Consider the following 20,804-nt stretch of genomic DNA (forward strand, 5'->3'; position numbering starts at 1 on the left):
GGATCCTTGATTTTCTCGGTATCCCTAGCTTCTTTTCCGAAAATGTTGCTGATTCTGTAGGGTCTACTCCCACTGGCGTTCGATCTCATCTATCAGCTTGGCGTTATGTTCGAGCCCGAGATGCTCCTCTAGTATTCGCAGAAGCTCGAGCTCTCGTTTACTGACTTTACCGTCGACAGCAGACGCAATGACTGCGGCTCGGTAGACCTTCGGAGCATCATCTTCGGAGATATGACTAATTCGTGACCAAAGATCACCTTCGTCCACCTCAATCTGACCCCTGAAGAACTCAATGTATTTATGATATTTCCCAACGCGGCCTGTGTTCTGTTCGGCAAACACCGTGAGATAGTGGAGGAGCAACCGTTCTTCATCTTGAACGGCTTTGTCGATGCCGATGATCCACCATAGAACGGCAAGTAAGGCCTCGATGCTTTCAATTTCGCCGATGATGCGCTGGGAGGCCTCAATGATCTGAGCTTCTCTGCGAAGCAGCTTCTTGGCTCGGTGACCTGCCTCATTGGTCATCCATCGGTTGACAGCAGTGGTTACGGGGATTGTGACACCTGGGATGGTGAACTTGATGATGTTTCGTTGCAGCAGGTGCTTGCCGACGACCGGCAAGCTTTTGAGCGCCGCTAGGGTCGGGCCACTGAAGGTTTTCTTGATGAAGGGACGGATGAATGCAGGTAGCCCCTTCATGACAGCTCCACTCGCTGCCTCACCTGCCTTGATACCAAAGGCCAGTTTGACCAGCTTCCAAGTATCATCTGGATCGTTGAGATCCAGCGGAACGCCGTAGAGCACTGAGATGTCGTGGGTCATGCGTAGCTGCAAGTAGGAGGTGTAGCTCAGGTCAATGGCGAAACCCAGGCCTCCCGCTGGCAAGGTCAATGGGGACGCTCCGCCACCAGACCCAATCGTGGCTGCGACAGCGCCTGTGTAGGCAGATGAGCTAAGGGCCCCCTCGATAGCTGCATAATTCGCAGCCATCTTGATGCGGGCATCGACCACAGCATCGGGCGGCAGGTTTGGGTACTTCTCCCTGAAGTACCCAGCATCCGCTTGCGTCACGTATTGGTTGAGGGAAAACGCTAGGAGCTTTGGGAACCAGTTTCCGCTCTTCAGATCGCACATCGAAAGGTTAGAAACGAACTCTCTAATGCGTGCCACTTCCTGCTTGACGTAGTTCTTCTCGTCTTCGGATGCGGTTAACTCCTCATCGCCGAATTGTTCCGATGTGATTTCTTCGTCACCGATCCCGGTGGGCTCCATGTTCGCACCTGTCTCCCATCGCATCACCTGCGATGGCAGGCGACTGTGTGTCTAACTTCCACTGACATTATCGCAAGAAGGAGACAAAACGCGGAGCTCCTTGGCTGGCTGCTCGTTGGAACGCCGACACGACTCTATTGTTAGTCACTTTTTAGTCCATTTTGCGGCGCAAAAGAACCCCTTGCCTCTCTGGCAAGGGACTCTAATGATTTGGTGGAGATGGCGGGAATTGAACCCGCGTCCTTGAAAGACAGTCCAGACATTCTCCGGGCGCAGTCGATGCTGTCGTTGTTACTCGGCTCCTGCACTCACACCGACATGGTGCAGACAAGCCCAGTCACGGAAAAGTCCCGTACAGCCTCCGTGACCACGGCTGTACAGCAAGCCTTCTAAACGAGGCCAGTATCCGGACGGAAGGCTACATCCGGGCTGACCCTTCGATCACTGATCAGGCAGCGAGAGCGAAGTCAGTGCGAGTGTTCTCGGCACTTATAGGTTTCCAAGGATCGTTAACGAGTAGACCCTGGGTCCTCGGCCCGCTTCTCCTGGAACAACCATTCCAAGTCGAAACCAGTCATCCCCTCTGTGGTGTTGTACCGCTCAAGCTTACCTTACTGCGCCCGACTTGCCGAACCCGTCACCCGGAACCTACCGTCGTCACAGGGCTTCAGCGGTGTGACGGCACGTCGCGGATCCGTCCGCTTACCCTCAGTGGTCTCGGCCTTGGAACCCGCGAATCGCCTGGATGATGGTCACCGTCACCCACATCATTCCGACCAAACCCAACGCCTTGGTGTTACCAGAGAATCCGGGGGTAGCGAACACACCGAAAAAGCCCAACAAGACGAAGAACACGACCTGACTGATGAACTGGCGCCTCACCATCTTGCGCGCCCACGTTCCCTGCCGCGTCACTGCGACACCGATAGCCGGACCAAACGGCCCACTGACCAGCCCCGACAAGGCACACAACCCGACGCCCGTCGTCGGCCTCTCGGCAGGAACCTGGGGCAAAGGTGCCCTGATGGCCTCCGGTACCGACGGCTTGAACGACGGCATCCCACGGTAACTCTGGTCGAGCTCAGACCGGGTGCGTGCCAACAGGGCGGTCTCGATACGACGTTCACGCTCCGCGTCGTCAATGACTGCGTGAGCGTAGGCGTCGTTGATGTGGTCCACGACTCTTTCACGTTGTTCGTTCGTCACACGCAGCGAAGAATCGTCCGGGTGCCACGCAGTACTCATCGGGACACATCCCTCCCAAAATCGCGCAACTGCGCCACAACATTGCGCAACTCGGTGATCTGCTCGGCAACACGGACCGGGGCGGTACCACCGTGTCCGGACCGGGAACGCACTGAACCCTCAACCGTCATGACTTGGCGCACCTGCGGGGTGAGACGGGGATCGATGGCTGCCAGCTCGGCGTCGGTCAGATCGGCCAACTCCTTGCCCTGGGACTCGGCCTCTCGCACGCACGCCCCGGACAGCTCGTGGGCGACGCGGAATGGCACTCCCTGACGGACCAGCCACTCAGCAACATCGGTGGCCAAGGAAAATCCCTGACCAGCCATCTCAGCCATGCGCTCGGTGTTGAACACTGCAGTGTCCATCATTCCGGTCACGGCAGGAAGAAGCAGATGGAGCTGATCGATCTGGTCGAAGACCGGCTCCTTGTCTTCCTGCAGGTCTCGCGCGTATGCCAGCGGCATGCCTTTGAGGGACGCCATGAGGCCGGCGAGGTCGCCGATGAGCCGTCCGGCCTTACCTCGTGCCAATTCGGCGATGTCGGGATTCTTCTTCTGCGGCATGATCGACGAGCCCGTCGAGAAGGAATCGTCGAGGGTGACGTAGTTGAACTCGCGGGCGTTCCAGATGATGATTTCCTCGCTGAGCCGCGAGAGGTCCACCCCGATTTGGGCCGCAACGAAGGCAAATTCGGCGACGACGTCACGGGCAGCGGTACCGTCAATCGAGTTGGGAGCCGACGAGGAAAAACCGAGATCTCGGGCCACGGCCTCAGGATCGAGTCCAAGCGACGACCCGGCAAGAGCTCCCGAGCCATACGGGGAACAGTCCATCCGGGCATCAAGGTCGCGGAATCGCTGGACGTCACGCACCAACGGCCAGGCATGAGCCAGCAGATGGTGGGCCAGCAGCACCGGCTGGGCGTGCTGCATGTGAGTCCGTCCGGCAATGACGGCATCGCCAGCCTCCTCAGCCCGTCGTGCCAGCACGGTGACCAGTTCAAGCACCTCACCGGCCAGGCTGCGAGCTTCCTCACGCAGATATCGCCGCAGTAAGGCGATGATCTGGTCGTTGCGGGAGCGGCCAGCGCGCAGACGCCCACCGAGATCATCGCCGGCACGCTCCATGAGCCCGCGCTCCAAAGCAGTATGGACGTCCTCGTCGTCAGGACCAGCAACGAATCGACCAGAGACGACGTCCTCCTCAAGCTCGTCCAGCGCCTCGATCATGCCCTGGTACTGATCGTCGTCCAGTAGACCGGCAGTGTGAAGGACTCCGGCGTGAGCCCTGGACCCAGCGATGTCGTGGCGGGCCAGCCGCCAGTCGAACTGGGTCGACACGGACAGGGCCGCCAATGCCTCCGACGGCCCGCCCGAGAAGCGTCCACCCCACAACGCCATAGGGCGATCAGAGCTGTCGTGGGTGTGGTCGTGCGGTTCGGTGGTCAAGAAGAACTCCTCGCTCGGGGACGTGATGTCAGCTTACCCACCACCATGTAAGCCCCCGTCCGTCTGTGTCCTTTCCGGCCGGTCCCACCAGATTGTCAGAGCCAACAGATTGTCGGACCGTCACCGCGTCGATGAAGCCGGGCAGAACTGCAGGGAAGGCCGTCAGATGTGGTCAGCACTCATTCAACGTTTGCGATTGCGCACGCGATTGGCCAGTGCTCGTTGGGCCTCACGCTTGGCATCGCGCTCACGAATGGCCTGGCGCTTGTCCCAGTCCTTCTTGCCGGTACCGACGGCGATCTCGACCTTGGCGTAGCCGTCCTTGAAGTACAGCTGCAGTGGAATGATCGTCTTGCCAGGGCCGTCAGCTTCCCGCGACAGCTTGGCGATCTCGCGTTTGTTGAGAAGTAGCTTGCGCTTGCGCATGACGTCGTGGTTGCGCCAGGTCCCGAAGGCGTATTCGGGGATGTGGAGGTTGTACATCCACACCTCGCCCCGGTCATCAACTTGAGCGAAGGCGTCGGTCAAGGTGGCCTTGCCGGCACGCAGCGACTTCACCTCTGTGCCCTGCAGGACAAGTCCGGCCTCCCAGGTGTCACCGATCGTGTAATCGTGGGTGGCGCGACGATTCCGGGCGACGACCTTGACACCCTGTTCCCTGGGCATGACGAACCTCCTTCGACGCAAGGTGTTCCATCGTACACGCAGGACCTCAGACTCTGAGGTACTTCTTGATCGTGATGTAGGCCGGGACCACAGACAGCACGATGGAGACGACGACCATCCAGGCGATCGAGAACCACACCTGGGGCCAGCCAATCCACGCCACGGTCGTCACCGAGTGAGCCATCTTGCCCATGACGACCACGTCGGCACCCACAGCGAGGGTGATGCAAGCCAGCAGCGCCCCGACAAGACCCGCTATGAGAGATTCCAGGAGGAAAGGCATGAGGATGTAGGCGTTCGAGGCACCCACCAACTTCATGATGCCCAGCTCACGGCGCCGGGCGAAAGCAGCCATGCGAATGGTGTTGCCTGTCTGCAATGCTGCAGCCACCAGCAATAACACCGACATTCCGAACGTCACCCATTTGAGAGCATTCATCCACAGGAATATCGGGTCCAACACGTTGTGCAGGTCAACGACCGACTGCACACCGGGCAGGCCCTGGGCCTCCGTCACAACCCCCTGATATTGCTGGGGGTCAACCAGTTTGACTCGATAAGAATCTTGAATGGTGTCCTCGGTGAGGACGTCCTTGACCGGAGAATCGGCATAGATGCGTTGATACTCCTGGAAGGCCTCGTGTTTGGACTCGTAGTAGACACGAGAAACCTGCGGATTGGCCTCCAAGGCCTGACGAATCGCATCCTTCTGGGCCTGGGTGGCGGCCTTGTCCCCCGCGCATTGCGCCCCCGAGACGCCGTCAACACACAGGAACACTGAGACTTCGACCTTGTCGTACCACTTGCCCTTGAGCAAGTCGACCTGCTGGGTGGCCAGCAGCGCCGCCCCGAACAGGGACAGGGAAACCCACATCGTGACGATGACGGCCAGGGTCATCGTCGCATTGCGGCGCAACCCAGACCACGTCTCTCGCAAGGTGTGACGCATGTATGTCCTCGTTGTGTCTCGTGTCGGGAATATCAGGAATTACGGTAAACGCCCTCGTTCTCGTCGCGGACGACATGTCCAGACGAGAGTTCGATGACGCGTCGTCTCATTTGGTCAACAATCGTCGAATCGTGAGTGGCCATGACAACTGTGGCACCGGTGTGGTTGATGCGATCAAGGACCTTCATGATGCCCACAGCGGTAGCGGGGTCGAGGTTTCCGGTCGGCTCATCAGCGATGAGGATTTTGGGACGGTTGACGAAGGCTCTGGCCAGCGCGACACGCTGTTGCTCGCCACCAGACAGTTCGTCGGGCATCCGTTTTTCCTTGCCGTCCAGGCCGACCAGCTCCAAGGTTTCGGGGACGACCCCACGGATCTCCTTGGTCGACTTGCCGGTGACCTGCATCGCGAAGGCGACGTTGTCGTAGACCGTCTTGCCTGGCAGGAGGCGGAAGTCCTGAAAGACCGTGCCGATCTGGCGACGCAGGACCGGTACCTTCCACGATCTCAGTTGATTGAGGTTCTTTCCCGCGACGTAGAGAGTTCCCCTCGTCGGCCGATATTCACGCAAGATGAGTCGAATGAACGTCGACTTCCCCGAACCGGACTGGCCGATGAGGAAGACGAACTCCCCCTTGTCGATGTCGACATTGACATCGGACAAGGCCGCCCGGCTCTGTTGGGCGTATATCTTCGTGACGTTGTCGAAGGTGATCACGTCTACCCCGTCAGTCGGTCTCGTTCTTGCGCCGCCAACGGATGCCGGCGTCAATGAAATCGTCGATGTCGCCGTCAAAGACCGCGTCGGTGTTGCCGACCTCGTAGTTGGTGCGCAGATCTTTGACCATCTGGTAGGGATGCAGCACATAGGAGCGCATCTGGGCACCCCACGAGTTACCCTCTGACTTCAGCGAATTCATCTCGGCTTCCTGCTCCTCGCGAGCCTTCTCCAACAGCTTGGCCTGGAGGACGCGCAGGGCGGCAGCCTTGTTCTGGATCTGGGACCGTTCGTTCTGACAGCTCACCACGATGCCGGTGGGCAGGTGGGTCAGGCGGACAGCCGAATCGGTGGTGTTGACGCCCTGACCACCGGGGCCTGAGGCATGAAAGACGTCAACGCGCAGGTCCGACTCGGGAATGTCAACATGGTCGGTCTCCTCGACGACCGGAAGCACCTCGACGCCGGCGAAGGAGGTCTGACGACGTCCCTGATTGTCGAAGGGGCTGATGCGCACCAGGCGGTGAGTGCCCTGCTCCACCGATAAGGTGCCGTAGGCGAAGGGGGCATGGACGACGAAGGTAGCGGACTTGATACCCGCCTCCTCGGCGTAGGAGGTGTCAAGGACCTCGATGTTGTAGCTGTGACGCTCGGCCCAGCGCAAGTACATCCGCAGCAGCATCTCGGCGAAGTCAGCCGCATCAACGCCGCCGGCCTCAGAACGAATGGTGACAAGGGCCTCACGCTCGTCGTAGCGACCCGACAACAATGTGCGAACCTCGAGGGCGTCGATCTCGTCACGCAGTTTGGCCGTCTCGCTCGTCGCCTCCGCCAAAGACTCCGAGTCGTCACCGTCAGCCGCGAACTCCAGCAGAACCTGAACATCCTCGATACGAGAACGCAGCCGCTCCAAGCGCTCGATCTCGGCCTGCAGGGCCGACAGTCGCGACGTCACCCGTTGGGCGTTGTCCTGGTCGTCCCACAGATTGGGGGCGGCCACCTGCTCCTCGAGGTCCGCGATCTCGGCCTTCTTGGCCTCGGGATCGAGAACATGTTCAATTGAGGACAGGGATGTGTCGAGCTCCTCGACGGTCTGCTGAAGGTCTACCAATGCCACGTCGACCAACTCTACAGCGGTGCTCCGACAACCCCGCTGCAAGGAGGCCGGCCCGGACGGTGCGCCAACGCTCATGACTTGGGTACAGTGGTGCCTCCGGGGCGTATAGCTCAGTTGGTCAGAGCGCCTGCCTTACACGCTGGAGGTCGCCGGTTCGAGCCCGGCTGCGCCCACCTGTTCACCACCAACACCCTTGAGCCTCATCTTCAAATGGGACATGTCAACTTATATAAGACCTCTCACAATGAAACCCATGTTTGCTTATATTTATGTGTCTGTGCTGTGACAAATTACGTCAACCCACTACCATCAAAGCGTACGTGCGGTCAATCGATGAATGAGGAGTCTGTATGACCGAGCCAAACCGATCCGACAATTCTGGCGCCTCAGCCTGGCCCAGCCAGAGTCCTGCGCATGGAGGACGCGATCAATTCGGACAGCCGTCGGCTGCTAATTCCTACCAGGTGCCAGATCCTTATTCCCAGTACAGCAATCCTGCTGGCGAGAGCCACCGCAGACCGCATGCCAGCTTCGGCGATGCAATCAAGCTGTACTTCAAGAATTACGCCGTCTTCGAGGGACGAGCCTCGCGCTCCGAGTACTGGTGGTCCGCCCTCTTTGTGACGCTGGTTTACATAGCCCTGTCGGCGCTTTCGGCAGCCTCGGGAGGAAGCCAGGGCTCGTCAATGATCGTCGTGCTGCTGTACGCCGTCTGGACGCTAGGTAATTTGGTCCCCTCGCTCGCGATCCAAGTACGCCGACTGCACGACACCAATCGCTCCGGCTGGTGGGTGCTGATTTCACTCATCCCGCTCATCGGCTGGATCTGGTTGCTGGTCTACCTCATCCAAGATTCCGACGAGAACGCGTGGCAGACCTACGACAAGGAGCCTCTGCCCGCCACCGAGTGACCTACGAGTTCCTGGACATCAAGAGGGGTCGATCCACACGGATCGGCCCCGCTTGCGTGTCTCATCTGTCATGCCTCAGCTTGCAGATTTGCGAGCACGTCGTCGAGATCGTCCGGACGCACCAGCACATCTCGAGGCTTTGACCCTTCCGAGGGCCCGACGACGTGTCGGGTCTCCAGAATGTCCATGAGGCGGCCTGCCTTGGCAAATCCGACGCGCAACTTACGTTGCAACATCGACGTCGATCCGAGCTGTAGTTCAACGACGAGCTTGGCTGCCTCAAGGACAAGCTCCATGTCGTCGCCAATGTCCTCGGCAACCTTCTTCTCGGCCGTCGGTGCGGCAACATCGTCACGGTAGTGAGCCTCCATCTGAGACTTCACGTGAGCGACGACCTCGTGAATCTCAGAGTCTGAGACCCACGATCCCTGGACGCGCACCGGCTTGGACGCCCCCATCGGCAAGAAGAGCCCGTCACCCTGGCCGACGAGTTTCTCAGCACCCGGCTGGTCGAGGATGACCCGAGAATCGGTCATCGAGGAGGTTGCGAAGGCCAGCCGCGACGGAATGTTGGCCTTGATGAGGCCGGTGCACACATCGGTCGACGGGCGCTGGGTGGCCAGCACCAGATGAATGCCGGCGGCTCGAGCCAGCTGAGTGATGCGCACGATGGAGTCCTCGACATCGCGCGGGGCCACCAGCATGAGGTCAGCCAACTCGTCGACGACAACCAGCAGGTACGGGTAGGGGGCCAGCACCCGCTCAGAACCGGGCGGAAGGGTGACCTCCCCTGCCAGCACGGCCTTGTTGAAGTCCTTGACGTGACGGAAACCAAACGCGGCGAGGTCGTCGTAACGCTGATCCATCTCCCGAACCACCCATTGCAAGGCTTCGGCGGCCTTCTTGGCGCTGGTGATGATGGGGGTCACCAGGTGGGGAATCCCCTCGTACTGGGTCAGCTCCACTCGCTTGGGGTCGACGAGCATCATGCGCACTTCGTCGGGGGTGGCACGCATCATGACCGATGTGATGAGGGAGTTGACGAAACTTGACTTACCCGAACCCGTCGCACCGGCCACCAGCAGGTGCGGCATCTTGGCGACGTTGGCGATGACGAATCCGCCCTCGACGTCCTTGCCCAGACCGACGACCAACGGGTTGTGGTCATTGCGGGCCTTGGTCGAGCGCAACACGTCGCCCAGGGAGACGATCTCCTTGTCGCGGTTGGGGATCTCGATACCGATGGCGGACTTGCCGGGAATGGGAGACAGAATCCGAACGTCGGGCGAGGCCACCGCGTAGGCGATGTTCTTGCTCAGTGCGGTGACCTTCTCGACCTTGACGGCAGCCCCGAGTTCGACCTCGTAGCGGGTAACCGTCGGGCCACGGGAGTAGCCCGTCACCTGGGCGTCAATCCCGAACTCGTCGAAGACCGACGACAACTTGGAGACCACCGCGTCAGAGGCCTCGGTGCGAGCCTGCGGCACCGATCCGGGATGAAGCAGCTCCGAGGCTGGCAGGGTGTAGGCAATGTCGCCCGACAGCTGCAATTGTTCGACGCGGGCCGGCATCGGCTCATGGGCCGGGGGCTCGAGGTCGGCGTGCTCGTGAACGGTGAATCCCTGGGGCAGACCGGCGGTGGTGCGCTCCTTGGCCGGCTCGTCGTCGGTCATCGGAAGGCCCAACGGCAAGGAGTCTTCGGCCGAATCAGAAGGGGAATCAGCCACGACGTCATTCTCGAAGATCGCGTCAAGACTCTCATTGGTGCGCTCGGAGCTGCGCTGACGCTTCTTGGAACGACGATCTTTGACGGGGGCCATCTCCTGCGTGGCGGCCTCGTCAGGACCGTGGTCAACGAGGGTGTCTGTCACCAAAGGGGTGTCGTAGGCCCGGCGGGATTCGGTCTGGCGCGGCTTGGCCACGGCACGACGAGAAGCCTTTCTCACTCGTGCCGCCCCGTCGACGAGGGGCCGTCCCACGATGAGGAGCACACCCAGGGCCGTCACGACGATGAGCAGAGGCAGGGCAACCCACGTCGTCAGCAGGTCTGCCAGCAGACTCGAGGAGATGTAGCCAAGCATGCCGCCGGCCGCGCGGACCGCCTCAGGGTGATCTGGGCGCGGAAGGCCGTGGGCAATATTGACCACACCAAGAAGACCGAGGAAGAAGCACACCCAACCCAACACCTGACGTCCACCTGTGCCGTTGGTCGCCGGGTGACGCAGGGTGTGCCACATCATGGCCAGCCCGAGCAGGGGTAGGGCGTAGGACAGCGACCCGAAGATCGTCGACACACCCATGCGCAAGCCATTGCCGAAACCGCCGGGCACATCAAACCAGAATCCAGCAGCGACCAGGCCAGACAGCAACAGCAGCATGAGCCCGGTGCCGTCGTGGGTCACCTCAGGCTCAGCGGGGCGCCCACCGATACCGCGGACCATGGTCCCCAGCCCGCGGGCAATACCCGACCAGGTTGCCGACAGTGCTCGGGCCACCGGGTTCGGGGATGTGGATGCGCTTGGTGGCGTCGACCTGCTCCTCGAGCGGGTCGACGTCTTCTTGTTGCTTCCGTTCGAGCGTGTGCCCGAGCCACGCGACGATGTCTTCGCCGTGGTATGCCGGGGCCGCGCTGGGGAAGACGCACGGGTCGCCATGTCATGGACGTTATCAACCACGACCACCAGTAGCCCGGAGGCGAAGCGGAGAGTCAGATGATTGATCTGGCGGCGAAGGTGCTCGAACTCGGCGGGATGACCGTCATCATTCAGGAATGGAAATGGGTCCAGCCACGCTCACGCTCCCACGGCTGACCGTCGACGAGAACCGTGGGATCGGCGACCTCATCGGGAGGAAGGACACGCCCGATGACCCGCCATCCGTCTGGAACGCCACCTGGGGAAAAGGTGGCCGCCAAGGCATGGTCCTCTCCCCCAGCCAGCACCCAGGTGAGCGGGTCCATGCCGGTGGCCATACCGACGGTACGCACTGGTTCGGCGATGTCGAGGGCCGAGGTGGTGACGTCGATGGCGAATCCGGATTGCTCTGCGATGTGGCCCAGATCAGCCAACAAGCCGTCCGAGATGTCAATCATCGCGTGGGCGCCGGCCTGAGCCGCCACCCGTCCCTGCCCGTAGGGAACCTCGGGGCACCGTTGGGCCGAGACCGCTGCACGCGGGGACCGGAAACCCCGACCAAGCAGCACAAGCCCAGCGGCTGCCAGGCCAAGTTGGCCGATGACGGCCACCTCGTCGCCAGGAACTGCGCCGTCGCGACGCACCGGAGCCAGCCCAGCTGTCTGGCCGATGACCGACACTGCGATGGTGATGACAGGCCCAGCGGTCGTGTCACCTCCCACGAGGCTCACACCGGCCTTCTCGGCCTCGCCAGCCATGCCTGCCATGAACTCGCGCGCCCAGGAGGCCGGCAGGTCTCCCGGCGCGGAGAAACCCACCACGAGGGCAACCGGGACAGCACCCATCGCCTCGATGTCGGAGACATTGACGGCGACGGCCTTTCGTCCGACATCGGTCGGCGTCGACCACCTGCGACGGAAGTGCACCTCTTCGACGAGAACATCGGTCGAGACGACGACAGATCCGTCCACCTGGAACACGGCACCGTCGTCCCCCGGCCCCAGGGTGACCGCCCGCCCCATGGGCAGATCCTTGACGATGGAGGAAATGAGCGGGAATTCCCCCACCTCGGACATGGTCGTCGTGGTGGCCATTCGATCTCCTTGGAACCGGGCTGATGGTCGAGAACACGCTACCGTGAGTGCGTGCCCATCCATCATGCAACCCGGTATGCAACCCTGCTCACTGTCTGTCTGGTGGCGACGGCGTGTTCGAGTGAGGAACCCGTGGCCCATCCCTCTGGCGGCGGTTCGGCTTCTGCCGGATGTCAGGCGGTCATGGCCGACCTGCCGCGCACCGTTGCCGGGGCCGACCTCAAGGATCACGATGCGACGGTGGCAACCTGGGGTGACCCGAGCATCGTGTTGCGCTGTGGGGTGGACAAGCCTGCCGGGCTGGAGCCGACGTCGCGGTGTGACGTCATCAACGACGTGGGCTGGTTCGCCGAGCAGATTGACGACGGCTGGCGCTTCACGACCATCGGGAGGGCCGACAACGTCGAGGTGACCGTGCCCACCACGTACTCCCCGCAGGCCGATGCCCTGGTCGATCTGTCAGCGGCTGTCAAACACACGCCGACGGTGCATGCCTGCCAGTGACAGCGCAGATCAGCGCAGTCCCAACGGACGTTCCAGGGCCAGGTCGATGAGTTCGCTGACGATCTGGGCGTACGTCATGCCACTGGCCTGCCACATCAGTGGGAACCCCGAGCTGCGGGTGAATCCCGGCATGGTGTTGGGTTCGTTGACGTAGACGGTGCCCTCGGGGGTGACGAAGGTGTCGATACGGGCGAGCCCTTCACAGCCCAGCACCCGGAACGCTGTGACAGCGATTTCCTGGACGCGATTGCGGGTCTGGTCGTCGAGGTCGGCTCGGGGCTGGACCGACGCTTTCTGCTCCCCGGTGAGGTACTTGGCCTCGAAGTCGTAGAAACCATCGGGGTCATGGACGACGATCTCGCCGGGAACCGAGGCCCGAGGAGCACCGCCGTGATGGCCGTCGAGGACGGAGCACTCGATCTCGCGGCCTGAGATCCCCTGTTCGACGAGGACCTTGGTGTCGTGCTCGCGAGCCGCTTCAATGGCGGCTTCCAGAGCGTCGGGGCTGGCCACCTTGGAAATACCGATCGAGGATCCGCCACGGGCCGGCTTGACGAACAGCGGGTAGGTCAACCGTGAGGCAGCCTCGAGGACGGCATGCCGGTCCTCACGCCACTCGTGGTCACGCACGACGACGTAGGGACCGACGAGAACCCCGGCCTCAGCCAGGACCATCTTGGTGAGGTGCTTGTCCATGCAATTGGCACTTGCCGCGACGCCGCAACCCACATAACGCACCCCGGCCATTTCCAGCAGACCTTGGATGGTCCCGTCCTCCCCGAAGGGTCCGTGGAGTACCGGGAAGACGACATCGACGAGGTCGGCATTGCCGTCGGTGTCGACGATGCAGGTGCCGCCGGGCATCTGGGTAATCGATACCAACGACCGGTCCCCCACCTCCACGACTGGGAGCTGGCCGGTGCTGGGCAGGGCCAGGATCTCATCGACTCCGTAGCGCACCCAGACGCCATCAGGGGTGATACCCACACCGGAGACGTCGAACCGTTCGCGGTCAATCGCAGCCACCACATTGGCCGCAGACAGGCAGGAGATCGAATGCTCCGAGCTCATCCCACCGAAGATGACGGCAACGTGGGTGCGGTTCATGTGAGGTCCTTTCGTCGTGATGGCACCTCACACTACCGAGGCATCACCTCAGCGGGGCCCGACGACTGGCCGCGCCGGGGCAACTGTTTTGGGAACTCGTCTGCCCGTGCGCATGTCGTAACGGTCCGGCGGCGGAAACTCCCCGCGAGCACGGGCAACCTGGGCGTCAATGGCGTCCATGATCCGGTTGGAGGCTTCCCGGACTGAGTCGGTGTCGTGATGGTCGTGGAGATCCGACAGGTCGACCTCGGTGCCGCAGTACAGCTTCATGGTCTTGCGCGGCCACAGCTTGGGGAAGGTCATCTCCTTGTAACCCATGACCTGCTGAGGCCCCCACTGGCCCACCGGGATGACAGGAACCCCGGTCTCCAGGGCCAGGCGTGCCGCACCCGTTCGTCCAGTCATGGGCCAATGCAAGGGGTCGGCGGTGATCGTGCCTTCCGGATACATCACCACCGTCATGCCCTTGTCCAGGGCAGCCTTGGCATCGTCAAGGACTTTGGCCCGATTCGGGCCCTTGCGGTCCACGGGGATCTGGCCACTGGCAGAGGCCACCCATCCGACGATCGGCACCGAGAACAGCTCTTTCTTGGCCAACCAGTGCGGCCAACGACCGTTGGCCACCAAGAAGGCTCCCAACACGATGGGGTCGTAGTTGGAGACGTGGTTGCTCACGATGAGGGCAGGCCCTGGACCGGGCAGATTCTCACCACCGTGGTGGTCGAACCGCGTCAAGGTACGAGCCAGCGGATACAACGTCCCCACACCCATCCGGAAGATGAGGCCAGGGGTGTCGGCTGGATTGGTCACGGCGGGCAGCGCCACGGTGTCCCTCCTGAGTGATCTGGACCAACACACTCTATCGGCTCACTGATGTCGTCATCGGTGATCACCACCTTCTCACTCAACCTCGACGGCCAGGATTTGGACCGTTAATATCGGCATATGGACGACTCAAGTGGTGTGGGTGTGCTGGACAAGGCCGCGCTCGTGTTGGCTGCCCTGGAGACGGGACCGGCATCCCTGGCAGGGCTGGTCGAGACAACCGGATTGGCCCGACCGACGGCTCATCGTCTGGCCCGCGCGCTGGAACACCACCGGTTCGTCAGTCGTGATCTCCAAGGTCGCTTCATCCTGGGTCCACGGCTCTCAGAGCTTGCAGCAGCAGCCGGCGAGGATCGTCTTCTGGCTGCATCTGGGCCCATTCTGGCCAGACTTCGAGACATCACCGGCGAATCTGCTCAGCTGTACCGTCGTCAGGCTGGCAGCCGGGTGTGCGCGGCCAGTGCGGAGCGTCCGACGGGATTGCGAGACACCATCCCGGTAGGATCCATCTTGTCCATGGACGCCGGATCGGCGGCTCAGATTCTGCTGGCATGGGAGGACAGCGACAAGATGCGGCGGGGATTGCACCACTCTGCCTTCTCCGAGGTCACCCTCGCTGCGGTGCGCAAACGCGGCTGGGCCCAGTCAGTCGGCGAGCGTGAGGCCGGGGTCGCGTCGGTCTCGGCCCCGGTACGGTCCCCCTCCGGCAAGGTCATCGCGGCCGTGTCGGTCTCAGGGCCGATTGAGCGTCTGACTCGTCAGCCTGGACGCATCCATGCCCCTGCCGTCGTCGCAGCCGGAGGACGCCTGTCGGAGGTGCTACGCCGGTCTGCCGAGTGAGGCTGGCCATCATCGTGGGATGCACCTGGGTGCGAGGCGGCTGGCAACTCCTTGGCGCCCCATCGTTGATTCTTGGGAACGGCGCCGTCAGGATTGTCCCATCGACAAAGCGATGACCCGGATCCTGGTGGATCCGGGTCACTTCAGCTGGTAGCCCCGAGCGGATTCGAACCGCCGTTTCAGCCTTGAGAGGGCCGCGTGCTAGGCCGCTGCACTACGGGGCCATGCGGACGCCACTTCCCGTCGAGTTCGGGACGCGCCACCCTTTTCTGTTGTTCCCAAGTCCTCTGCGAACCGGGCTGGGAAACATTAACAATCATTCGGCTGCTTCCGCAACTTCATGGTGTCAGTCTCCCGAGCTGGGGTACCAGGACTCGAACCTGGACTAACTGAACCAGAATCAGTCGGGCTGCCAATTACCCTATACCCCATCATCGTCCCACCTCGGTGAACCTCAGTGGAGCAACGTCGAGAAACTTTAACGAACTCTCCCTGAATGCGCAAATCGACGACGAGACTCACGTAAAGTCCCTGGGTAGACAGGGTCCGTGCCTCACACACTTTTCCCCCGCGAAATCAGTGCCGTGACGGCGACCATGGGGTATGGATGGTGAGGGGTTGTCGTTACAGGCTCGCTTCGAGGTGACCAAGAAGTATGCTGCGGCCTACGCGGCAGCGTCGAAGAAGGACAAGGGCCGGATCCTCGATCAGGTGGTCGAGGTGACTGGCTGGAACCGTGACCATGCCCGTCAGCAACTGCGGGGCCGGCTACGTCAGCCTCCAGGGCGGGCGTGTGCCACGATCGCGGTGACCGATCGTCGCCGCACCAATCCATGCACGTAGTTCTACGATGCTCGCACAATCCTGCAGATGGTGTGGGCGACCAGTAGTGGGGTGTGTGGGAAGTACTTGGCCGCGTCCATGACTGACTGGCTTGTTGCCATGGAAGCTGAAGGATCCCTTATTCCAGGCATCGACCGGTACAGCGCGCAGGTCCGTGCCGAACTGATCGCGATGAGCCCGGCCACGATCGACCGTTACCTTGCTCCTGTGCGGGCCCACGATCCGATCCGTGGTAAGAGCACCACCCGGCCTGGCAGTCTGCTGCCTAACTCGATCACCATCCGTAAGGCTGGTGACGAGGTTGACGCCGAGCCCGGGTTCTTCGAGGTCGACACCGTCGCTCATGGCGGGCCCAGCCTGAAAGGCCAGTTCGCTGCCAGTGGTGAACGTCACCGACATGCACACCGGCTGGGTCTACACCCGCTCGATCCGTAACAACGCCGCCGTCCACGTCCTGGGTGTCTTCACCAGCTTCGTTGACCACGTGCCGTTCATGGTGACCGGGATCGATTGCGACAACGGATCGGAGTTCATCAACCACGACCTGCTCAGCTGCGCAAGGTGTTTTTCACCCGGTCCAGGCCTGACACAAGCAACGACCAGGCCACCATCGAGTCGAAGAACAACCACCTCGCACAACACCCGCCACCCCGTCCGACAAGCTGCAACCCGCCGACGTTCTCAGCCTCAGCCCCGCCCAACACGCCGAACCCGCCGCCTACAAGACCAGCCTCAAACCCGTCGCCATAGCCGCCCAGATCACCGGCATCCAAGCAGAACTCACCCGACTCGCCGCAGCCAAAACCCGCCAACTCGAAGACCAAACCCGCCCAAAACTCCCCCCAGCCACCGGCATCCGAACCCGAGCCAGCTAACCCTCCCACCACGCGAGGAAAAAACTATGTGAAGCACGACCCTCATTTCGCGGGGACTTGACAATGAGGCACCACGCGTTCTGCCAGCTTGACGACCTCGGCCTGAGGGTCGTCGGTCAACACCTGACCAGCCAGCGTGCCTTGCTGGCCTGCCATCCGATCAAACCCGATGACTGGTGCCATCGCTGCGGCGGCCACCGATCAGCGCGTGACAACGTGATCCGCGACCTGGCGCACGTCCCGTTCGGTTGACGCCCTACCACCCTGCACGTCCGGCTACCCCGCTACCAGTGCCGCGACTGCGGGCATGTGTGGCGCCACCACCTCACCGGTGCCGCTTCGCCGCGTTCGTGCTTGTCACGTGGCGCGTTACGGTGGGCGCTGGAAACACTGGTGGTCAACCACCTACTATCAGTGACACGGATCGCCACAGCGCTCGGCGTGACATGGAACACCGCCAACGATGCGGTCAGCCGAAGGACAACGACTGCTCATTGACCAGCCCGGCCGCTTGGACCACGTCACCGTGGTAGGCGTGGATGAGCATGTGTGGCGTCACACCCACAAGGGTGACACGTATGTGACCGTGGTCATCGACCTGACCCCGGTGCGGGATGGCACCAGCCCGAGCCGGCCGGTGGCGATGATCAAAGGACGCTCGAAGCAGGCCTTGGCAACCTGGCTGACCGACCAACCACAAGCCTGGCGCGACGGAGTGAAGATCGTGGCCATGGACGGGTTGTCCGGCTTCACAACCGCCACCGCCGAAGAACTCCCTGACGCCACCACGGTGATAGACCCGTTCCACGTCGTGAGGTTGGCCGGCGATGCTCTGGATGCCTGCCGCAGGCGGGTCCAAATCATGCTGCATGGCACCCGCGGCCGCAAGCACCACCTGCTCTACCAGAACCGCCGAATCCTGCACACCGGCGCTGATCTGCTGACCGACACACAACAACACCGCGTGGATGAACTGTTCAGTGATGATCGGCATGTCGAGGTCGAGGCCACCTGGGACGTCTACCAAACCATGATCACCGTTTACCGCGCCAATAGCCGAACCGAAGGCACAAACATCATGACCCGGCTCATCGCGTCGATCGGATCGAGCGTTCCCGCCAACCTGGTCGAGGTCGCACGACTCGGCCGGACCCTGACCACACGCCGCGATGACATCCTGGCCTTCTTCGACCAGCCCGCCACCAGCAACGGCCCCACCCAGACCATCAACGAACGCCTCGAACACCTACGCGGCACCGCCCTAGGCTTCCCCAACCTGACCAACGACATCACCCGATCCCTCCTCGAAGCCGGCGGATTCAGACCCCACCTACATTATCGATTGTGAAGAGCCATCATTGTCCGTTACTATCGCGTCAGTGATGTCCATTTTGCCCCGTTGGCCCGTACCCGCGCCACGCACCAACGTCACACCACCCCCTTGTTGAAACAAGCCAGCCGACATGATTCGAGGATCGCCATGCCACTACCTGAGGCCGATCTATCCGTCTTGCGTTCAATGCACGAGCAGCTCGACGCCAGCTACCGCCAAGCAATTGGAGACGCGCGCGACGTCATCCTGTTGGATCAGCCCCGACACAGAAATCTAGGTGACACGCTTATCTTTGCCGGCGAGCTTGCCACCCTCACTCGTCTCGAGGTGCGCGTACGTTATTGCGCGACGGCCTTCTCCGCACGCTGGGACGAGATTCGCAAGCTCCCCCGTGACTGGCCAATCTTGTGCCACGGCGGAGGCAATTTTGGGGATGCCTATTCACTACACCAGGGATTCCGGGAAGCGCTGGTAGAAGAGTTCCCGCGCCGCAAGATCGTGTTCCTGCCCAACACGTTTTGGTTCCGCGACAATTCCAACATTGAGCACACCCGGAAGGCCTTGCGCGTTGCCCACGATCTCACCCTCATGGTGCGAGCCCGGAGGAGTGAAGCATTCGCGCATCAGCATTTCGGACAGCACAAAGTGCTCTACTGCCCCGACTCGGCCCTGGGGATCGAAGCAAATACCGCTCCGTATTATCTCCGTCACCGAGCCAAGTACCCGAGCCAAGTGCATATCTTAAGCAGGGACGATGAGGAGAGCCGGAGGGAACAAGTGCGCATGCGGCCGACGGACACCGTCGGCGATTATCGGTTCACGATTCCGGGGCGTGCACGATGGATACTTAGCCGGCTTACCACCGACAGGCCGCTAGACCTGCTCCCCTTGGGCCCCGTTCGCGATCTCATGCGGGAGTCACAATCCAAACTCTTGGCCAGTGCCAACCTGCGCGCCTTCCTCACCACCTTCCAAGGTGCAGGGATCGTCGCAACCAACCGGCTTCACGCCCACGTCTACTGCGCACTCGCCGGGATCCCACACGTCGTCACGGACAACTCCTACGGGAAAATCTCCGAAATCTACCAAGAGTGGACCGGCCATTTCAGTACCGCACACTGGGCCGACAACCTACAAGACGCCTACGAGCAAGCGGTAGCACTGGCTGAACAGCAAAAATCGGAGCGAGACAGTGGCCAGCCTTGCCCTGCCGGACTTATCCGCTACTGAGCCGAGACAGCTGGAAGGCCCCTAATCAGGAGTGAGCACCAAAATCGCGATATCACTGCGACCCCTTCCCTCGAGAAAAATGGGGTAACGATGCAAGGATCCCCCGCTTACCTCGATACAACACCTACGGAAGCCTGTGCGAAAGACCAAGAATTCCTATTCGCCGCTGCGACCGGTTAAGATTTTCAAAATTTCCCCTGTCGGCAGCGATCTCTGAGCCACCGATCCAGCCTGCCATATTTGTGCCCAGCGACCTAATGTCCATCAGCTCAGCCCGAACGTGCCAATTACGGTAATCGTCAGCTACCCATGACACCGCCCCGTCTGAACGATACAGGCCAACTAGAAGTCGGACAGATCGCCGCGTCACAAGATATAACCCAGTATCATAAAGTCATCCGCGAAAGCGACCAGAGCGATACCTGAAGGGCCGTGCCCATTCCCCACTAGGCGGGCAGTCAGTGCCAACACCGCAGCATGACGAAACACGCTATCGAAGTAGGAGCGCCCGCAAGGCTCGTAGGGATTCGCCAACAACACTCAATCCCAACCCGATGTCACCGCAACACGTTGAAGCACCGACCCGAAGTCCTCGTCTAGAACCGCGTCATCCTCGGCTACAAATAGGACATCATGCGGACTTCCTTGACCTTCAGCAGAAGCTGTCAATACATCCAGATACCTAATCGCACACCCTATCTTGCCTGAAAGTGGCGGCCTACCGTAGCGACGTTCGAGACCGGCAACGTCAAAGCGGCCCAAACCCTCCTCACGCCGACCCAATGCACTCGAAAAGAACACCCACTAGGTTGACTGAGAAACTGCGACGTGCGCGGAAAATCTTTCAGACTGATAACCACCCGATCAACCACTACCACCCGGAAAGTATAAGTTCGCGTCCAGGGAGCTCTCAAGCCTCCAATAAGACTCACATAAAGTCCCCGGGTAGACAAGGGCCGTGCCTCACACACTTTTCCGCGCGAAACCAGTGCAGTGACAGCGACCATGGGGTATCGGTAGTGCGGGACTGTCATTGCAGGCTCAGTGCGAGGTGACCGAGAAGTATACTGCGGCCTACGCGACAGCGTCGAAGAAGGACAAGGGCCAGATCGTGGGTTAGGGTATCGAGGTAACTGGCTAGAACCGCGACCTCGCCCGCCAGCAATTTCAGGGCCAGTCACGCCGAC

General features: G+C 61.4%; 19 protein-coding genes, 3 tRNA genes, 1 other RNA gene and 1 pseudogene. 9 read left to right on the forward strand and 15 right to left on the reverse strand.

The genetic code is table 11. The features are described from left to right. Positions 1 to 63: 63 nt before the first annotated feature. The 8 genes from O6R08_RS06040 to prfB all read right to left on the reverse strand — a co-directional run bounded on the left by O6R08_RS06040 (position 64) and on the right by prfB (position 7,422). A complete protein-coding gene (locus tag O6R08_RS06040) occupies positions 64 to 1,275 on the reverse strand; it encodes a hypothetical protein (RefSeq protein WP_271417330.1) in 1,212 nt (403 codons plus the stop codon). A gap of 211 nt (positions 1,276 to 1,486) precedes the next feature. Next, positions 1,487 to 1,857: a transfer-messenger RNA gene (ssrA, locus tag O6R08_RS06045) on the reverse strand. 126 nt (positions 1,858 to 1,983) lie between these two features. After that, positions 1,984 to 2,520 carry a DUF1707 SHOCT-like domain-containing protein gene (locus tag O6R08_RS06050; RefSeq protein WP_271417331.1) on the reverse strand — a complete coding sequence of 179 codons (537 nt, stop codon included), beginning with the start codon at positions 2,518 to 2,520 and terminating at the stop codon, positions 1,984 to 1,986. Further along, positions 2,517 to 3,923: an argininosuccinate lyase gene (gene argH, locus O6R08_RS06055; protein ID WP_408640154.1), complete on the reverse strand. Its 1,407-nt coding sequence runs from the start codon at positions 3,921 to 3,923 to the stop codon at positions 2,517 to 2,519. Before argH ends, O6R08_RS06050 begins: the two co-directional genes overlap by 4 nt. Before the next feature lie 231 nt (positions 3,924 to 4,154). Next, positions 4,155 to 4,637, reverse strand: a complete 483-nt coding sequence (smpB, locus tag O6R08_RS06060; RefSeq protein WP_271417333.1) for an SsrA-binding protein SmpB — start codon at positions 4,635 to 4,637, stop codon at positions 4,155 to 4,157. A gap of 46 nt (positions 4,638 to 4,683) precedes the next feature. Then, positions 4,684 to 5,586, reverse strand: coding sequence for a permease-like cell division protein FtsX (gene ftsX, locus O6R08_RS06065; protein WP_271417334.1), 903 nt, complete (start codon positions 5,584 to 5,586; stop codon positions 4,684 to 4,686). A 32-nt stretch (positions 5,587 to 5,618) separates the two neighbouring features. Then, the gene (gene ftsE / locus O6R08_RS06070; protein WP_271417335.1) at positions 5,619 to 6,305 is read right to left on the reverse strand and encodes a cell division ATP-binding protein FtsE; all 687 of its coding nucleotides are present in this window, start codon (positions 6,303 to 6,305) and stop codon (positions 5,619 to 5,621) included. 10 nt (positions 6,306 to 6,315) lie between these two features. After that, positions 6,316 to 7,422, reverse strand: a complete 1,107-nt coding sequence (gene prfB / locus O6R08_RS06075; protein ID WP_271417336.1) for a peptide chain release factor 2 — start codon at positions 7,420 to 7,422, stop codon at positions 6,316 to 6,318. A 99-nt stretch (positions 7,423 to 7,521) separates the two neighbouring features. Here prfB and O6R08_RS06080 point away from each other — a divergent pair. Then, positions 7,522 to 7,595 (forward strand) — tRNA-Val (locus O6R08_RS06080). A 177-nt stretch (positions 7,596 to 7,772) separates the two neighbouring features. Beyond that, entirely contained in the window at positions 7,773 to 8,333 is a 561-nt protein-coding gene (locus O6R08_RS06085; protein WP_271417337.1) for a DUF805 domain-containing protein, read from the forward strand. Positions 8,334 to 8,401: 68 nt separating this feature from the next. Here the strand turns inward: O6R08_RS06085 and O6R08_RS06090 are convergent, their stop codons facing one another. Then, on the reverse strand, positions 8,402 to 10,774 hold the full coding sequence (locus O6R08_RS06090) for an FtsK/SpoIIIE family DNA translocase (RefSeq protein ID WP_271417338.1): 2,373 nt from the start codon (positions 10,772 to 10,774) through the stop codon (positions 8,402 to 8,404). A 19-nt stretch (positions 10,775 to 10,793) separates the two neighbouring features. Between O6R08_RS06090 and O6R08_RS06095 the strand changes: the two genes are divergently transcribed. Continuing rightward, positions 10,794 to 11,048: an amidase gene (locus O6R08_RS06095; protein ID WP_271419287.1), complete on the forward strand. Its 255-nt coding sequence runs from the start codon at positions 10,794 to 10,796 to the stop codon at positions 11,046 to 11,048. Positions 11,049 to 11,097: 49 nt separating this feature from the next. Here the strand turns inward: O6R08_RS06095 and O6R08_RS06100 are convergent, their stop codons facing one another. Further along, positions 11,098 to 12,060 carry a thiamine-phosphate kinase gene (locus O6R08_RS06100; protein WP_271417339.1) on the reverse strand — a complete coding sequence of 321 codons (963 nt, stop codon included), beginning with the start codon at positions 12,058 to 12,060 and terminating at the stop codon, positions 11,098 to 11,100. A gap of 51 nt (positions 12,061 to 12,111) precedes the next feature. On the opposite strand from O6R08_RS06100, the gene O6R08_RS06105 reads away from it, so the two are divergent. After that, positions 12,112 to 12,564: a DUF3515 domain-containing protein gene (locus O6R08_RS06105; RefSeq protein WP_271417340.1), complete on the forward strand. Its 453-nt coding sequence runs from the start codon at positions 12,112 to 12,114 to the stop codon at positions 12,562 to 12,564. 9 nt (positions 12,565 to 12,573) lie between these two features. Here O6R08_RS06105 and O6R08_RS06110 read toward each other — a convergent pair whose 3' ends face one another. Next, the gene (locus tag O6R08_RS06110; protein ID WP_271417341.1) at positions 12,574 to 13,671 is read right to left on the reverse strand and encodes a D-alanine--D-alanine ligase family protein; all 1,098 of its coding nucleotides are present in this window, start codon (positions 13,669 to 13,671) and stop codon (positions 12,574 to 12,576) included. A gap of 48 nt (positions 13,672 to 13,719) precedes the next feature. Then, positions 13,720 to 14,442: a lysophospholipid acyltransferase family protein gene (locus O6R08_RS06115; protein WP_271419288.1), complete on the reverse strand. Its 723-nt coding sequence runs from the start codon at positions 14,440 to 14,442 to the stop codon at positions 13,720 to 13,722. 174 nt (positions 14,443 to 14,616) lie between these two features. Here O6R08_RS06115 and O6R08_RS06120 point away from each other — a divergent pair, with 174 nt between their 5' ends. Further along, positions 14,617 to 15,336, forward strand: coding sequence for an IclR family transcriptional regulator (locus tag O6R08_RS06120; RefSeq protein ID WP_271417342.1), 720 nt, complete (start codon positions 14,617 to 14,619; stop codon positions 15,334 to 15,336). Between the two features lie 148 nt (positions 15,337 to 15,484). Here the strand turns inward: O6R08_RS06120 and O6R08_RS06125 are convergent. Together O6R08_RS06125 and O6R08_RS06130 are read right to left on the reverse strand one after the other, a co-directional pair. Next, positions 15,485 to 15,560 (reverse strand) — tRNA-Glu (locus O6R08_RS06125). Positions 15,561 to 15,695: 135 nt separating this feature from the next. Next, positions 15,696 to 15,767: transfer RNA gene (locus O6R08_RS06130), tRNA-Gln, on the reverse strand. 211 nt (positions 15,768 to 15,978) lie between these two features. Here O6R08_RS06130 and O6R08_RS06135 point away from each other — a divergent pair. Both O6R08_RS06135 and O6R08_RS06140 read left to right on the forward strand, forming a co-directional pair. Beyond that, complete coding sequence (locus O6R08_RS06135; protein WP_271417343.1) at positions 15,979 to 16,179, forward strand: hypothetical protein; 201 nt, start codon at positions 15,979 to 15,981, stop codon at positions 16,177 to 16,179. A 27-nt stretch (positions 16,180 to 16,206) separates the two neighbouring features. After that, positions 16,207 to 16,614, forward strand: coding sequence for a hypothetical protein (locus tag O6R08_RS06140; protein WP_271417344.1), 408 nt, complete (start codon positions 16,207 to 16,209; stop codon positions 16,612 to 16,614). Positions 16,615 to 16,727: 113 nt separating this feature from the next. On the opposite strand, the gene O6R08_RS06145 is transcribed toward O6R08_RS06140, so the two are convergent. Next, positions 16,728 to 17,063, reverse strand: coding sequence for a hypothetical protein (locus tag O6R08_RS06145; RefSeq protein WP_271417345.1), 336 nt, complete (start codon positions 17,061 to 17,063; stop codon positions 16,728 to 16,730). A gap of 54 nt (positions 17,064 to 17,117) precedes the next feature. Here O6R08_RS06145 and O6R08_RS06150 point away from each other — a divergent pair. Together O6R08_RS06150 and O6R08_RS06155 are read left to right on the forward strand one after the other, a co-directional pair. Beyond that, positions 17,118 to 18,402: pseudogene (locus O6R08_RS06150) on the forward strand (ISL3 family transposase). Between the two features lie 171 nt (positions 18,403 to 18,573). Continuing rightward, complete coding sequence (locus tag O6R08_RS06155; RefSeq protein WP_271417346.1) at positions 18,574 to 19,617, forward strand: polysaccharide pyruvyl transferase family protein; 1,044 nt, start codon at positions 18,574 to 18,576, stop codon at positions 19,615 to 19,617. Positions 19,618 to 20,804: the final 1,187 nt, after the last annotated feature.

Source organism: Cutibacterium equinum (assembly GCF_028021195.1).
GTDB classification, from domain to species: domain Bacteria; phylum Actinomycetota; class Actinomycetes; order Propionibacteriales; family Propionibacteriaceae; genus Cutibacterium; species Cutibacterium equinum.